This is a genomic window from Paenibacillus sp. FSL R5-0636, assembly GCF_037974255.1.
Taxonomy (GTDB): domain Bacteria; phylum Bacillota; class Bacilli; order Paenibacillales; family Paenibacillaceae; genus Paenibacillus_AQ; species Paenibacillus_AQ odorifer.
In genome coordinates this window covers 1,796,442-1,812,645 of record NZ_CP150232.1, presented here as the reverse complement: position 1 = coordinate 1,812,645, position 16,204 = coordinate 1,796,442, and the positions used below count along the sequence as shown (strand labels likewise).

The 16,204-nt window shown below is 43.9% G+C and carries 10 protein-coding genes and 1 pseudogene; 2 read left to right on the top strand and 9 right to left on the bottom strand.

Annotated features, from left to right (window positions below):
* Nucleotides 1-162: 162 nt before the first annotated feature.
* Nucleotides 163-1,563, bottom strand: a complete 1,401-nt coding sequence (locus MKX34_RS07880; protein ID WP_038569525.1) for a polysaccharide deacetylase family protein — start codon at nucleotides 1,561-1,563, stop codon at nucleotides 163-165.
* A 209-nt stretch (nucleotides 1,564-1,772) separates the two neighbouring features.
* On the opposite strand from MKX34_RS07880, the gene MKX34_RS07875 reads away from it, so the two are divergent.
* The gene (locus MKX34_RS07875) at nucleotides 1,773-2,981 is read left to right on the top strand and encodes an AI-2E family transporter (RefSeq protein WP_081384070.1); all 1,209 of its coding nucleotides are present in this window, start codon (nucleotides 1,773-1,775) and stop codon (nucleotides 2,979-2,981) included.
* On the opposite strand, the gene MKX34_RS07870 is transcribed toward MKX34_RS07875, so the two are convergent.
* From MKX34_RS07870 to MKX34_RS07835, 8 genes and pseudogenes are all read right to left on the bottom strand, one after another.
* Nucleotides 2,926-4,743 carry a penicillin-binding protein 2 gene (locus MKX34_RS07870; RefSeq protein WP_036680960.1) on the bottom strand — a complete coding sequence of 606 codons (1,818 nt, stop codon included), beginning with the start codon at nucleotides 4,741-4,743 and terminating at the stop codon, nucleotides 2,926-2,928. The genes MKX34_RS07875 and MKX34_RS07870 overlap by 56 nt on opposite strands.
* Before the next feature lie 164 nt (nucleotides 4,744-4,907).
* Nucleotides 4,908-6,980, bottom strand: a complete 2,073-nt coding sequence (locus MKX34_RS07865) for a methyl-accepting chemotaxis protein (RefSeq protein ID WP_081384071.1) — start codon at nucleotides 6,978-6,980, stop codon at nucleotides 4,908-4,910.
* A 47-nt stretch (nucleotides 6,981-7,027) separates the two neighbouring features.
* Nucleotides 7,028-7,990 carry an alpha/beta fold hydrolase gene (locus MKX34_RS07860; RefSeq protein ID WP_143759047.1) on the bottom strand — a complete coding sequence of 321 codons (963 nt, stop codon included), beginning with the start codon at nucleotides 7,988-7,990 and terminating at the stop codon, nucleotides 7,028-7,030.
* Between the two features lie 1,530 nt (nucleotides 7,991-9,520).
* Nucleotides 9,521-10,553: pseudogene (locus MKX34_RS07855) on the bottom strand (glycoside hydrolase family 130 protein).
* Nucleotides 10,554-10,629: 76 nt separating this feature from the next.
* Nucleotides 10,630-11,463, bottom strand: a complete 834-nt coding sequence (locus tag MKX34_RS07850; protein ID WP_036675551.1) for a carbohydrate ABC transporter permease — start codon at nucleotides 11,461-11,463, stop codon at nucleotides 10,630-10,632.
* 3 nt (nucleotides 11,464-11,466) lie between these two features.
* Entirely contained in the window at nucleotides 11,467-12,348 is an 882-nt protein-coding gene (locus tag MKX34_RS07845) for a sugar ABC transporter permease (protein WP_036675555.1), read from the bottom strand.
* A 128-nt stretch (nucleotides 12,349-12,476) separates the two neighbouring features.
* Nucleotides 12,477-13,844 carry an extracellular solute-binding protein gene (locus tag MKX34_RS07840; protein WP_076104924.1) on the bottom strand — a complete coding sequence of 456 codons (1,368 nt, stop codon included), beginning with the start codon at nucleotides 13,842-13,844 and terminating at the stop codon, nucleotides 12,477-12,479.
* A gap of 319 nt (nucleotides 13,845-14,163) precedes the next feature.
* A complete protein-coding gene (locus tag MKX34_RS07835; protein ID WP_076104923.1) occupies nucleotides 14,164-14,943 on the bottom strand; it encodes a response regulator in 780 nt (259 codons plus the stop codon).
* Between the two features lie 296 nt (nucleotides 14,944-15,239).
* On the opposite strand from MKX34_RS07835, the gene MKX34_RS07830 reads away from it, so the two are divergent.
* Nucleotides 15,240-16,190 (top strand): 1,4-beta-xylanase, encoded by a 951-nt coding sequence (locus MKX34_RS07830; protein WP_036675563.1) that lies wholly within the window; start codon nucleotides 15,240-15,242, stop codon nucleotides 16,188-16,190.
* Nucleotides 16,191-16,204 lie beyond the last annotated feature (14 nt).

Sequence of the window (16,204 nt, the reverse complement as noted above, 5' to 3'; positions counted from 1 at the left end):
AGAATATTAAAACAAGCAAGAGCAGTCCCACCTTAGTATTTTACTGGCGGGCTGCTCTTTTTTTAAATTATCCCAACAAAAAAATGTTCCACAACCCATCGCTGGATTGTAGAACATCTCTTTACACGTCCACTGTATAATATTTATCAATAAGATCATGAATCAATTTGTTACTGTCGCACCTGGCATTTCTACTTCCGCAACCGAATCATTAAGTGACAACGATTCTTCCTGTTGCGATTTGCGTTTTTTTGCAGTTTTCGGATGATGAGGCAGCTGTTGATTCATCTTTTTGAGCAGCTCTGAGACAGGCATCAGGATAAGCTTCGGCACAAGGACCTCGCTCCGTTCTTTAAGCCTTGCCCCACCTGCTGGATGAATCACACTTAACAGGATCCTTAAGTAAAATTTGGAGGAACGTGCGAATAAGCCATCCGGCAAATCACGTACGGTAAAGCCGAATTTCTCCGGTCCCCGGTTAATCATGCTGACTCCGTAAAGCGCTTTGGCTTCTGCAAGATCCACATCTTTGGCAATGATCTCAGCAAGAATGGGCAGATCCTTTTCCATTCTGCGGATCATTCGAATCGCAAGTTGAGCGGAAGAACGTGAATGAATTCCTAATTCGAACAACTGTTTATTATCGATGTGCAGCTCAATGACTTTGTCACCTTTACGGAGCAGTGCTCCACCCTCGAGTTCAACCGGTTCGCCCTGATATTTCCGCATCCGATAATGCAGGAAAGGATCTGACGGAGTAATCGTTTGGAGATGAAAAAGAGCTTGAAATACCTGTTCCCAAGCTAACCAAAGTCCTACAAGCACCCGTTTACCAAAAGATAAGCGCCGGATAGGTGACGTCTCAGCCATCTTAATCATTTCGTCAATCCGAATGCTGCGGAGTCCCCGTTTACGGGCTTCCTCCAGTGTCTGCTCAAGAGCCACAAGCATATTCCCTGGAGCATCCGCATCTGCACCCAGCGTTGTGCCGCTATCATGCAACAACATCACTTCCCCGGGATTTAGACGGGCCAGCATCTTCTCAGTAAGTTTTTCGGCGCCGAGCTTCTCACGCCAATCGCCAAACATTGCCGACCAAAGCACAATTTCAACTTGGCGTCGTTTGGAAATATCAAATAAATTGACAATGCCCCAAGGTGGACGGTAATACGTACTGCGTTCGCCAATAATATTATAAATAATATCATTCGTACGTTGAATCTGCCGGCGGACGGTTGCTGGCCGCATGAGCCAGTTCGTCTTGTGAACATAATTATGAATCCCGATGAGATGTCCCTCATCATGGATACGCTGAATAAGATCAGGATAACGTTCAGCATTAGAGCCTACTACAAAAAAGGTCGCTTTTGCATCATACCTCTTCAGTAATTCCAGCAGTAATGGTGTAAATCGAGGATCAGGTCCATCATCGAAGGTCAGAGCGAATTCATTTCGCCCAGTTCCTTTACGAAAGACACGGTAACCAAAAATCCGGCTGATCATACCAGGGATAAAAGCATAAAATGATGAGATGTAAAATAACCAGAGCAGCAAAGTCTGCATATTAATTCCCCGCTTTTCCAGAGTTGACTTTGGCTCGCCTAATGTCTGCAAGCAGAACCTGTGAAACGGCCAAGTGAAGTAGAATAAAAAAAACGTTACCCCCTATTTTAACACATGTATCAAAGAAATAGACGCTTTTAAAGTAAAATCATGTACAATGTAATCAACCTGGCATATCCACTTATAAAAAAAGGGAGTTGTTTATATCTATGCTGCCGTTATACAAAAAATATTGGCGCACATTTTTTGACATCGGATTAATTGTCCTCACGGTTTATTTAATTATGTTCTCCTTTAGTAAACTGTACCAGTTAGCTGCACCTGTATTCCTGTCTTTTTTTGTATTTTTGCTTATCGAACCCTTGGCCCGCTTCTTGAACCGCCGTGGTCTTGGTAAACCTTTTGCCTCCGCCATCTCAGTATTGCTCTTTCTGATTGTGCTGTTAGGTACATTATTTGGTGCCGGTCTACTGATTACGATCCAGGCCCTTCACTTCCAAGAGAACCTCCCTAAATATACATACGTGGTGCAGCAGCATTTTGTGGAGACCACGACCTACCTGCAGCAAAAAATAGATAACTTGCCACCCGATATTACGAACAAGGTCAACGGCTACTTTAAAGATGCCACGGATGTCCTAACAGGATGGCTGATTACTTTTCTAAAATATATGGCCGGTATTCTTGGCTCCTTCTCCACCTTCATGGCCAATTTCGGGATAGCCATCATTTTGGCATTTTTCCTTAGCATGGAGATCAAAGATTGGCGTAAAATCGCGCATGACAAAATGCCAAAAACTTTTAAGAACGCCTTTGCCTTTTTACAAGGCAATGTTTTTAAAGCCATCGGGTCCTATTTAAAAGCACAACTTATTCTGATCAGCATTACTTTTGTCATAGTTCTGGTCGGCTTATTTATTCTGCGAACCGGCAACGAAATCACAATGGCGTTAGTTTGCGCTGTATTTGATGTTTTGCCGCTTCTTGGCGTGACGACAATTTTAGTCCCTTGGATCATCTATTTGTTCATCGTGGGCAATACTTCACTGGCTATTGGATTAATTATCCTCCTTGCCATTGTACTAATTGTTAGGCAATTGCTTGAGCCGAAGATTACCGGGAATTCGATTGGCGTATCCTCAGCTTTCCTTATGCTGTCGTTCGTCATTCTGTCCACGTCTGCTTTCGGTATGGCTGGTCTGATCCTTTCGCCGATTCTGCTTATTCTGATAAAAGAACTGATTCAACAAGGGTATCTTCAGAGCTGGATCTATCTTCCGCAAGAGGAATTTATCGTTTCGCCCCCTTTGCTGCTAACGGTCCAGCTTCCAATCATACCAGTTCTGCGCCACCACCTGAACCTCAAGCTCCAGAGGGAACCGATGATAATAAATCCAATACCTGACCGAACAGCTTAACGGCTAGATGAGAGCTGTCCGGAGCAACGTTCTCAACTGCTACCGACACAGCATATCTGGGATGATCCACCGGCCCATAGCCGATAAACCATTGATTGTTACGCGGCACACCCTTAACAAGGGTTTGTGCCGTACCTGATTTCCCGGCAACCGGCCATTTCGTACTCTGCAGACTTGTGCCGGTTCCATCCGTAACAACTTTACGCATCCAGGACAGCAGCTGGCGGGCTGTAGATTCTGAGATCCTCCCTGCAGTTGAAGGGGAAAGATGACCCGGCAGATCCTCTAGCTTTTGACCATTTGCAAAGGTCACACGCTGGAGAATTCTTGGCGCTCTCACTTCCCCTCCATGCAGTAACGTCACTACCAGGTTGGCTGCCTGAAGTGGTGTCACTTGCACATCTCGCTGCCCAATGGCCGTCTGCACTCTGGCGCCTGGATCATCCGGCAGCAAAGAAGTGAAGATCGTCCCCTTCTGCTCACCGGATAGTGGCTTAAGAACTGGAAAACCAAGCGTATTCTCCGCTTGCCAGCTAATATCTCTTCCGAGCCCCAGCGCGAGTGCTGTCGCTTGAAGCTGCGCCCCACTTAAGCGCTCTGCCAGCGCAGCAAATACTGTATTACAGGACACGGCGAACCCTTGCGCCAGCGTGAGGGCGCCGTGTCCTTTTCCTTTTAGACAAGATAATCCATATTTCTCATATTGCCCTGAACAATAGAAGAGCTCATCCGCTGAGGTGACCCCGGCTTCTAGTGCCGCTGCTGCTGTGACGATTTTGAAGATTGATCCAGGTACAGCAGCCTGCAGCGCCCGGTTATTCCACTCTCCCCCTTCAGGGGATATCTTCTCTGGGTCGTAAAAAGGTAAAGATACCATGGCTTCAATATCTCCCGTTCCGGTGTCTAACACCACCACGGCTCCTTCCTCCATTCCAGCTTTGACAGCTAACTCCTCTATTTGTTCCTGAAGCTTTTTATCAATCGTTGTATATAAAGACAGCGGATAATACGGATTGCCCGGGGCTCGTACTTGAATGGGACTGCCCGGGACACGTTGCCCGTGCGCATCAACCTGAGCGTATGCCTCAGTATGCCCGACGCCTCGAAGCAACGGCTCCAGGGTCTTTTCTAACCCGTCCGTTCCTGTCATCGGAATTCTCAGCCCCGATGGCGATGCCTTCCCATCAGTGTTTGGGACCGCTTCCGATAAATATCCAAGCCACTGCCGTCCAGTTGAATTTCCATCATATCTGCGAGCAAAGGGAAGCACGCCTACTCCGTCGATCCCCAGCGCACTCACTTCTTTTGCTTGTGCGGATGTAAGTGCGAGCGGTCCCTTTCCCACTGAGGATGGCCAAAGCAGAGGTTCTTTAAGGGAAGAGCGCTTGTTTAGCAATTGCTCATAACTCACTCCAAGGATAGCTGCCAATCGGTGCATGGACTCAGCTTCTTCGTATACAACCTTCGTCACGGTATTCCTAGCCTTCGCCTCTTGAGGAAAAAAAGCAGCCGTCCAAATGGTTTCCCCGGCAAGGGGTTCACTCTTTCGGTCATACAGGCGCCCCCGCCCAGTATCCAATACAGTCTCCCGTTCGCTTTGAATTTCCGCCATCTTTGCAAGTGTATATTTCGTTCCAGGGACCGTCTGTTCCTTCATAAACAGTTGAATCCACGCCAGCCTAAGGACCAACACGGCTACCACTGAACATAAAATAATCAGTCCGCCGAGTATGCGTCTGTGGACATTATTGTGCAATCCCATTCCTCCTGACTGACGTTCATAGCCTTTATTATGTCCCACCCGCTGGATTATTTACACTCATGCTTAGTTAGCTATTTTATAACCTTTTGAATAGCACAAAGACCAGTCCCAAATAATTGGAGACTGGTCTTTGTATTGAAAATAATTACTGAGGTTATGCAAGGTTACAAATTAAACTTGGACAGTTTTTCTTGCAACTGCCGGGACGCATGCTCAAGCTGCTCAGACAGCTCCACTAAATGATCACTCACACTTTGTTGCTCCCCGCTAAGCGAAGCCACTTCTTGCGAAGCTGCTGATGATTCCTCTGCAATGGAGCTGATATTGCCCATGGAATTTGACAGCACCTTTTGGGATTGGCTCAAGCTATCCATCGATAAAGCAACAGATTCCAAACGTGTAATAAAATGACGCATCTGATCCTGTACAGATACGAAGATATCGCTAGTGCTCTCCACTGAAGTCACCTGCTGATTAAAAAGAGGGGCTACTTCCGAGAGAACACCTACGGTCTCGTTCATATCCTTCATAATGGTGTCTGTTATATTAGCCACCACAGCAATGGAATCTTTGGACTGATCTGCAAGCTGGCGTATTTCATCGGCCACTACCATAAATCCCCGGCCGGACTCCCCTGCCCTTGCCGCTTCTATCGTTGCATTTAGAGACAAAATATTCGTCTGCTGTGTAATATTCTGCATAACATCAAGCACCTTCATCACTGATGATGTGGTGTCTTGCAGCTCATTCACTTTCAACACGAGCTTATTCGTCATATCGCCCGTCTTATTGGTTTTGCCAAGCAGCTCTTTTAACTCATTAAAACCTTCTTCACTAAGCACGCCGATACTATGTGCGGTATGATCCATCTCATGCGTAGCTGAGTTCACTTTGTTCATTTGCACCGAAATTTGCCCCGTAAGCTCGTTGCCCTGGTCCGCCTCCAAAGCCAGGCTGCCTGAACCTCCGGCAATTTCTTCTGTTGCAGCGGCAATCTCTTTGGCGGCCATCGCTGTCTTACGCGATACCCCACTAAGTTCATTGGCCGTTTCCATTACCTTTCGAGCCGTTTCATTAGTATGGATAACCAGTTCTGTGATCCGTTCCATCATCCTATTAAAGGAACCCGATAACTGACCTATTTCATCTCGTGAGGTAATCTCCGTGCGTACTCCAAGATTCCCATCTGCCCCCTTAGACATTAAATCTTTAAGCCGGGTCAAGGGCTTGGATACCATTCTGTACATCCAGTAACCAATTAGAATGGCGACAATAGCAGCCACCGCAACAATAATATATGTAGTTTTTAGAATACGAAGTGCGTCTTTCGTAAGATTCTCAGCCGGAACAACACCAAGCAATCTCCAGCTGGAGCTTTCCATCGTCCCATACACAGCTAGTATGGATTTCCCTTTCTCATCCTTCGTTGGCAATGACCCCGCCTCATGCTCCAAACCATGAAGAAGGGTCCCTCCCAGACTGAGATAAGTATCTGTTCCTACTTGCTGGGACGATGCGATCAATTCATCCTTATCCGTCAGCAATTGCATGTAAGAGCTGGGTCCGAGATCAACTTTACGAAGCTGATTTTCTAATTCACTAATTCTAATATCACAGATAATTATGTATCCCGGGCTTTGTGTATCCCCAGCTATCGATTGTGCCAAATGAAACATACCCGAAGTATTTCCGGCTTGCCCCTGTTCTGTTCGGGGAATCCACAATGTTTGCGGTTGCTCCTCAAGCTGCTTGAACCATGAGGACTCTCTGAATCCCTTGATAAAAGTGCTGTCTTTTGATCCCGCTGACGAAGTGGGGACTTCCTGATTCATCGGGATGAGGTATACAGCTTCTACCCCCTTTGATGCGGTCAGCCAGGCATTCAGCTCGGCGCTAATCTGGTTAGACTGCAAATTACGTTCCTCATTACTTGTAGTGGAATTATTCCCTTGTTTGAGTGCATCCTGAATCTCATTGTTGTAAAGAATTCTTCCTAGGCCGTCCTCATAACGCAATAATTCAACATCAAACTTCTCTGCAGCTTGGACGACTGTCTGTTGATTGGCTGACAGCGCGTTATTCTCGATCGTTTGCTCAGCTACGGAATAGGAAATGTAGCCAAGTGAGAGAACGAGCACCATTGTTGAGATGAAGAAGATGAGAAAAAGCCGCACCCCAATCGATTTGGCAGGGTGCAGCTGGAAATGCGCCTTTTCTTTTTTTGCTTGCGACTTCATCAATTGTTCACCACCGTTGTCTTCAGTTATGCCTGCTGGCTTATCTCTTACAAGGTCATGAACAATTCCAACGCCCGATCGGCAAGATATGGTAAATACTCATGACCGTACTCATAATAAACCATAAGCTCTTTGGACGCTAGTATTTTATTGTATGCGGCAAATTGAGTTGAAGGTGGACAAATCGTATCGGATAACCCGGTAACCCACAGTACTTTAGCCTGAATTCTTTCCGCAAGATTCTGAATATCGATATAGCCAAGCCTATTAAAAATCTCATCCTCACGCAAATGATGGGGATCAAAAAACCGGAAATAATAGTTGATCTCCTCATAAGCTGAGGTGGTAATATCCAGTTCCCAAGCACGTTTATAATCTGAAAGGAAGGGATACACAGGCAAGGCTATTTTTAAGCGAGGCTCTAATGCTGCACAAGCGACAGTAAGTGCTCCACCTTGAGATAGTCCAAAGGCACCTACACGCTCAGGATCAACTTCATCCATAGACATCAGAACTCGGGCAGTCTGTGCCGTATCCAAAAACACATTGCGATAATAAAGGTTATCTGGATTAGGATCATCAATCCCTCGAATGATATGTCCACGTATCGTGGTGCCCTTTACGGTAAGATTATCTTCGGAGAGGCCGCCCTGTCCGCGACAATCCATCGCCAGGACGCTAATCCCGTGGGCAGCATAAGCCACCTTCTCCATCCAATCCCCGCTGTCACAGGAGTACCCATGGAACATCACTACACCGGGGCCTCTTTTATGTACGTTTTTCTTCGGTCTTACATATTTGCAATGGATTCTTGCACCGCCAACACCGGTAAAATACAAATGAAAACATTCCGCAAGTTCACTGACAAACTCCGCCGGCTCCAGCTCATAATCCAGCGGCTGTGCATCCAGGTCACGTAATGCCCGCTTCCAAAACTGCTCGAAATCACCCGGCTTTGGACTACTTCCGTTATATTCCCTTAACTGTGACAAATTCATGTCGCTTCCCAAAATAATGATCCTCCTTAAGTTATGTAACGATATTGTTCACTTGCTGTTCGTAACCGCGAAGCATCATTGGAGTTACTATGCTAGATAGAAACGGAAAACCCAATATGGGTTTTCCGTTGATGTATTGATATCTACGAGGGGGTAGTTGCGATGGAATAGTGGGACGGGATAGTGGGATGGGTTAGTTGCGTTTTCTGCGACTGAATAGTTTAATTGCAGCTCCGAGGCTGGATAGTTGCACTTTGTGCAGCTATATTTCAGCTGAATATGTGTGTTTTCCTCTTAGTTGCACTTTGTACAACTAAAAAACAGTAAAAGGAGCTTTTGGAGGTTACTTGGCTGATATAGTTGCACGAAGTGCAATTATATCGCCTAGTAACCAAAGAAATGTTAGTTTAAGTGCACAGAGTGCAACTATTTACGTCGAAGTCCTAGAGTAACTAAGCAACAGAGTAGCAGAATCACCAACAGATCCACATTCACCACTCACTCGCTGCTTGCCTATTACCTTCACAACTAATCATATTCTACGTGCCTATAACCTTCTTTTTACCTCTACAACCCCTCACATTCCACTTATCCGCTATCTTCTTATTACTTCTACAACTAATCATATTCCACGTACCAACTACCTTCTTATTACCTCTACAACTACTCACATTCCACTTATCCGCTATCTTCTTATTACCTCCACAACTAATCACACTCCACGTACCTACTACCTTCTTATTACCTCTACAACCACTCACATTCCACTTATCCGCTATCTTCCTCTTACCTCCACAACACCCACATTTCCACCTTGGCTATTAACTTCTTTATAATCGGCACAGTAACAGCTTCTGGCTGGATAGTTGCACTTTGTGCAGCTATTACAGCTGAATATGTGTGTTTTCTCTCTTAGTTGCACTTTGTACAGCTAAAAAACGGCAAAAGGAGCTTTTGGAGGTTACTTGGCTGATATAGTTGCACGAAGTGCAATTATATCGCCTAGTAACCAAAGAAATGTTAGTTTAAGTGCACAAAGTGCAACTATTTACGTCAGAGCCATAGAGTTGCACTTTGTGCAGCTATTACAGCGGAATATGTCTTTTTCCCCTTTTAGTTGCACTTTGTACAACTAAAAAACATTAAAAGGAGCTTTTGAAGGTTACTTGGCTGATACAGTTGCACAAAGTGCAACTATATCACCTAGTAACCAAAGAAATGTTAGTTTAAGTGCACAGAGTGCAACTATTTACGTTAGAGCCATTGAGTAGCAAAGCCATGGAGTAACCAAGCCACAGAGTAACTAAGCAACAGACTGACAAAGCCGCCAACAGAGACGAATTCCCCCTCACCTGCTACTTATCTATTACAAGCAATATTGAGTTGTTCTGTTGCACATTCTGCAACAGAACGGAGGCCGCACATGGCAACCTCCGCACTGAGCACACTTAACAACACCAATCCCAACACTTCTTTCGAACTCTACGCTACGCAATTCTCCGGACAAGCAAGCTCTCTGCAAATATAGGTTATTAAGTCCAACTAGATTTTGCCTAAACCTGCATCATCGCCAACCTCTTCATGAGTTTCGATGACATAGTTGACGATTTCATTAACCGTTGTATAAGCAACGCCTACATAAGTATCAGCAGCGCCATAATAAATGGCGATACGGCCGGTTTCTGCATCATGCAGTGTGGCACATGGGAACAGGACGTTATTCACAAAACCTCTTTCCTCATACCATTCTTCTGGCGTTAATACAAAGTTTTTCGAGCGATATTTTACTTTTGAGGGCTCATTGATATCCAAAATAACCGCCCCCATGCTATACACAAGACCGTTGCAGGTTCCAGTTACGCCATGGTAGAACATCAACCAGCCTTCAGTAGTTTCAATCGGCGCTGGTCCGCCACCAATTTTGACACTTTGCCACCAGCCTTGACCACCCTTGGTCATTACATGGCGGTGTTTTCCCCAATATACGAAGTCAGGGCTCTCACTAAGGAACACATCACCAAATGGCGTATGGCCACTGTCACTTGGACGGGACAACATCACGAAGTTATTGTTGATTTTTCTAGGGAACAGTACGCCGTTCCGGTTGAATGGCAGGAATGGGTTTTCCAAGCTGATAAATGTTTTTGAAATCTTGTGTTTTAGCTACACCAATAGCTGCGCCGTAGAAATCTGTACACCAGATAATATAAAATGTATCTTCAACCTTCACCAGACGTGGATCGTAAGCATAACGCGGCTGATAAGGATTACCTTCTTCATCTATAAATCGGATCGGCTCATCATCGATTTTCCAATCCAAACCATCCACACTATGTCCCATACGCAGATGCGGACGAGTCGTGTTATCTTCTACACGAAATACACCAATAAAACTGCCTTCATACGCAGCAACCGCACTATTGAAAATACGGGCTACACCTTTTGCAGGATTTCTTTTGATAACCGGGTTATCATTATGTCTCCAAATCGGATTCTCGTAGCCAGCAGGCTTTTCTTGCCAAGGCATGTTCGGGATGTTAATTGCACTTGCTCCAACCAATTTTACTTCACTCATTAGTTTTCCCTCCAAATGTATGCAACTTTTCAGTATGCTATTTTATCTAGTACTGTTATTAAATTTACTGTTGAGCTCACTTTACAGAACCTTGCGAAAAACCATTGTAGATATATTTTTGCAAGGCGGTAAACACAACCAATGTAGGTATAATTGCGATCATAATCGCCGCACATATTACTTCCCACTGCGATCCATATGGACCTTTAAACTTAAAGAGTGCTGTGGAGATCGTTTGCAGATCTGTTTTCGGCATATAAAGGAAAGGGGTGTAAAAATCGTTATAAATATTAACACCCTTCACGATCACTACAGTTACAATCGCCGGCTTCAACAATGGCAAAATAATTCTCCAATAAATCGTCCAATACGAAGCTCCGTCCAGCATCGCGGATTCATCCAGTGACTCGGAGATCGAATCCAAAAACTGCATGAAGATATAAACAGCGATAATATCCGTGCCCAAGTACATAACGATTGGCGCCCATCTGGTATTAAATAATCCCAAGTGATTGATGATTTGGAAAGTAGCCACTTGTGTAGTTACGCCTGGAATCAGGGTAGCAATCAGGAACATACTAATTAGGATCTTACTGCCTTTAAATTTGAAGCGCGATAAAATATAAGCCATCATCGAACCCGTCAACGTGGCACCCGCAATAGAAATCACAACGATAATGACAGTATTTTTAAAACCGAGCAGCATTTTCCCGTCTACAAAAGCCTTTGTGTAGTTGGAGAAATTCAACCAATTCTCTGGCAGCGTTAACGGTCCGGTAGAAGCATATTCCGTTCCGGTCTTTAATGAAGCGAAAAACACGACCACGATAGGTATCAAAGCTACAAGTGCTCCCAAAATCAAGGTGAGATATTTGAATATACTAGCAGTGGTATATTTTACAGAATGCATAGTTTATTTCTCCTCCTTGATCAGAACGCGCTGCAAAATAGTAACTATGATAACAATACCCAGCAATACCACGGCCATCGCCGATGCCAAACCAACCTTGCTGTATTTGAAAGCTACATCGACCGTCTGAATAACGAATGTACTACTTCCGTTTGATCCGCCTGTCATGACGTATGGAATTTCGAATACCCCAATGGCGCCACTAACCGCAAGAATCAAGTTCAATTGCAGAATACGTTTAATGCTTGGCAAAATAATATGCATAAACTGATGCCATCTGTTTGCACCGTCAATTTCAGCGGCCTCATAGATATCCTTACCGATAGAAGAAATAGCTCCAAGGAAAATCAGGAAGTTCATTCCCATGTATCTCCACAGTGATGCACCTGCGAGCGAGAAGTTAATCAAATTAGGATTCAGTAGCCACTTCTGCTGCAGACTGCCAAGCCCAATCAGATTAAGAATCGTATCTAGCGTTCCATCTGGTTTGAAGAAGAAGAGAAAGATAAAACCGATCGCTACACCGTTTAGCAAGGTCGGGAAGAACAAAATCCCTTTAAACAAGTTTTTCATGCGAACACTAAAGCTTAAGATGGTTGCAAAATACAAAGCAAGTGCCATCTGAATAAAAGTGGTAAAGAAATAATACAAGCTGACCTTAAACACAGAAAAATACTCAGGTTTTGTAAAAATGGTCTTGTAGTTTTCTAAACCGACATATTCCATATTTTTGCTCAATCCATTCCAACTGGTGAAGCTGTACCGAAACATACTGATGACTGGATAATAAGCGAATGTGAGCAGCAATAATATCGGCACTAATGAGAATAAGATGATGATAGCGATTCTTTGATTTTTATAGCTCAAATTTGAAAACTTAAACACCCGATACACCTCCAGAAAAAGCATCCTTAATTATTTAAGACTCGTTTAAATGTGAAGGGGGAAATGCTTGTTAGCATATCCCCTCCCACATTCACTACCGCCTATAGCATCTAAGAAGCTTATAGTTGTTACTGTGCTGTGACTTTAGCGCGAGCGGCTTTCCACTTGTCGTTCAGGTCTTTCATGATGTCATCATAGGATTCTTTTCTGTTGCCAATCGCTGCTTCAATAATCCGTTTCTTGAAGTCTGGCTGCCAAGCACCGATCTCAGCTTGTTTGTCGATTTCATCAGACCAGCCTTCTTCACCAGCTTTAGCAGGAGCAAGAGTATCAAAGGTTACATCTGTACCTTCATATTGTTTCAGGATTTCCGGAAGCTCTGCACCGATAGCCGGGCTCATACCGCCGCCTTCAGTTGTAGGGTAATTAGATTCGTTGATGAACCAATCCACCCAAGCTCTAGCAGCTTCTTTGTTCTTACTGTGAATGCTGACACCCAGATTGTAGTCACCAGCAAGCGGCACAAGGATTTTATCCGCATTGGTTGGGAAAGGCATAAATCCAACATCGTCTGGATTTGTAGCCAGGCCTTTGATTTGGCCAATCGCCCAAGATCCAAGCACCATAGTCCCAATTTTTCCGTTGGCTAGATCAGCTTTGGAAGATTCCCAGTCTGTTGTAGTTGGATCTTCTTCAATCAAACCTTTTTGTGCTGCATCGTACAGAATTTTGTACAATTCATAGTGTGGTTGACCCGCTACATAGTTGTCGTCGCTAGCCACTTGAGCAATGTTCACATAATCACGGTCACCAGCTACTGTAGCCAGATCCGCTTCCCATTGTGTCAGTGTCCAGCCTGCTGCGTAATTTGTGTAAAGAGGAACAGCTTGTGTTTTGTCTTTAATAGTCTGCAGAGCAGTCAAGAATTGTTCAGGGGTTTTGGGAACCTCTGTAATTCCGGCATCTTTGAAGACTTGTTTGTTATAGATAATGCCATTAAAGTTGATGGTCATCGGAATACCATAGGCAACTCCGTCAACTGCACGTTCTTCCAGCCCTGTGTATTGTTTGCTCATTTCTTCAAGCTTGCCAAGGGGTTCGAAGAAATCAGGAATATCTTTTACAGCTATGCTAGTAGGTAACAAAAGAACGTCGCCATAATCACTAGTGCTCATACGAATTTTAATTTGGTCTTCGTAAGTAGCGAGCGCTTCAAAGTTCACCTTTACATCAGGATATTTCTCATTGAATTTAGCCGCATACTCTTTGAATACGGTATCAACAATATCTGTTCTTTGCGTTATGACTGTGATATCCCCTTTGATATCCTTGGCTGTTGTACCATCGGCTGGAGCAGTTGCCTCTGCTGAAGAACCATTGTTTCCTGTGTTTTTAGCAGCTTCATTGTTAGTGTTGTTGTTTGAGGAACAACCGCTAAACAATCCCGCCACAAGTGTTAGTGCCATCAAGCCCATCATTGTTTTGCCTTTTTTCATGCTGTTACGACCCCTCTCTTCAATTCAACTCTAGTTTTAGGTAAATAACAAATATAATAACTTTTATCATCACTCATAACTTGAAAGAGTAGTCATTAATACCGGATTATCTGAATTACTCTTGAAAACAAGTGATGATATCGCTTACAAACCCATTATAAATCTATTTTCGACGCAAAACGATGGTTTCAATTGCTTTTTCTGGTCTTATATTTGTTATTTTTGTTTTACTTATAATAATTCTGTTATCTAATTTATAAAAATATCTACAAAAAAAGAGAGCTTTTCGCCCTCCTAATAAATAGCTTCCTATATATGCCTAAAACTCTCGTTCAATTTTCGGGAATTTACAGCCGCTTTTATAATCCTTAGGTGTCATACCACACATTTTCTTAAACAATTTATTAAAATATACCGGATCGCTATAACCCACCTTCTCGGCAATTTCATAATTCTTCAGGTCAGGATGCTCCATTAGCAGTTCCTTAGCTTTAGAAATTCTAATCCGAATCAGATAGTCTGTGATCGTCTGCTCCGTCTTTAATTTGAACAAACGGCTAAGATAACTCGCATTCATGCCCACCATCTCCGCTAGGCGTTCTAGCTCGAAGTTCTGATCATACTCTCTCTCCAGAATGCTTTTTGTCTGCTCAACTACATAATGTTCCCCACCATCCGCAGCTTGTGAGAAAATCTCCTCATGCTCCGTCACGTTCTTTTTCTTTACATCCTCTACTCTCTTAAGCAGCTCATATAGCTGAGTCTTATCAATCGGTTTAAGCAAATAATCCATCACCCCATGGCGGATCGCTCGACGGGCATATTCAAATTCACTAAAACCGCTAAGGACAGCAATAGGTATATCCTCCATATGGTCTCTAACCTGTTCAATCAGCTTAAAACCATCCATTCTAGGCATTTTGATATCTGTAATAAGCAGATCTATATCCTCTCGGGATAACTTTTCTAAATGTTCCCAGGCTTCCAACCCGTTTCCGTAAGATCCAATTACATGTACGTCTATTTCCATTCTGGATGTGATTTTTTCGAGCCCCCTGCGAATGACTTCCTCGTCGTCCGCAATCATAACATTTATCATTTAAGTAATTCCCTCCAGTTGTATCCGCCAGTTATTATGATTGCGCTATCATCACGAATAGTATCTCCCCATGCATTACGTCAATGTACGATTGCGCCCTTTTATAGTCTTATATTTACTATAACTAAAGTTATTCAAATTTCCCAGCTCCAACTACAAATTGTCCTTGAAATCATCTACGAAAAAGTATATAACTAAATTAAGTTGTTATTATAAACTAACAAAACAATAATAACTATCTAACAAAATTAAGTTTGCTAATTTATCTATTTCCATTTGTAAAGTGAGGATCCTCGATGATGTTAAACAACGAATATATTGCAGGCGTAACCTGGGGTTTCTCAGGTAGACGTGGTTCATGGACAACAAAAGAAGCTGAGTGTTCGCTGGAATTAATGTCCTCTGTCACCGGAGCGAACTGGACGGCCATTGCGCTCAGTGCGCTTCAAGCTACCGCTCATTCTACGGAAATTCCCTACTGGGAGGCTCCAACCGTTAGCGACGAAGAAGTGAAATGGGCTATCAGCAAAGCGAAGTCACTGCAGCTAAAAGTATGTCTGAAGCCGATTGTTAATTGTGCTGACGGAACTTGGCGTGCCCATATTAACTTTTTCGATAAGGATGTCCCTTGCGAGCCTAAATGGTCTGAGTGGTTCAGCTCTTATACTAAATTTATTCTGCACTATGCCGCTATCGCTGAGGAAACAGGCTGTGAAATGTTCTGTATTGGCTGTGAGCTTGTACAGACGGATAGACGCGAAGCCGAATGGCGTTCGCTTATTGCCGAGGTGCGGAAGGTCTACTCAGGTATTCTTACTTATAATTGCGATAAGTATCAGGAGGATAACGTAACCTGGTGGGATGCGCTCGATGTGATTTCTTCAAGTGGGTATTATCCAGCTAGTGATTGGGAGGCTCAGCTCGACCGGATTGAGCAAGTGGTGAGCTCACAGAATAAGCCGTTCTTTTTCATGGAAGCGGGTTGCCCAAGCCGGAGCGGGAGCGCTGCGATTCCCAATGATTGGACCTTAAAGGGCGAACCAAGTCAAGAAGAACAAAGTAAATTCTATCAGGCTATGTTTCAAGGCTGTGAGCACAGAGATTGGGTTCAGGGCTTTATGCTCTGGGATTGGCCTACTCATCTTTATCCAATTGAAGAAGCAGCACAGAATGATGATTACTGTATGTACGGTAAGCAAGCCGCTGGGATCATCAACAAATATTTCACCTCAAAAATCACCAAATAATGTGAGGAGTGACT

What these genes read in the sequence shown, in the direction of transcription:
- MKX34_RS07850 (WP_036675551.1), bottom strand. Translation starts at nt 11,463, where the DNA reads ATGCATTCTGTAAAATATACCACTGCTAGTATATTCAAATATCTCACC.
- MKX34_RS07865 (WP_081384071.1), bottom strand. Translation starts at nt 6,980, where the DNA reads ATGAAGTCGCAAGCAAAAAAAGAAAAGGCGCATTTCCAGCTGCACCCT.
- MKX34_RS07835 (WP_076104923.1), bottom strand. Translation starts at nt 14,943, where the DNA reads ATGATAAATGTTATGATTGCGGACGACGAGGAAGTCATTCGCAGGGGG.
- MKX34_RS07875 (WP_081384070.1), top strand. Translation starts at nt 1,773, where the DNA reads ATGCTGCCGTTATACAAAAAATATTGGCGCACATTTTTTGACATCGGA.
- MKX34_RS07880 (WP_038569525.1), bottom strand. Translation starts at nt 1,563, where the DNA reads ATGCAGACTTTGCTGCTCTGGTTATTTTACATCTCATCATTTTATGCT.
- MKX34_RS07870 (WP_036680960.1), bottom strand. Translation starts at nt 4,743, where the DNA reads ATGGGATTGCACAATAATGTCCACAGACGCATACTCGGCGGACTGATT.
- MKX34_RS07830 (WP_036675563.1), top strand. Translation starts at nt 15,240, where the DNA reads ATGATGTTAAACAACGAATATATTGCAGGCGTAACCTGGGGTTTCTCA.
- MKX34_RS07840 (WP_076104924.1), bottom strand. Translation starts at nt 13,844, where the DNA reads ATGAAAAAAGGCAAAACAATGATGGGCTTGATGGCACTAACACTTGTG.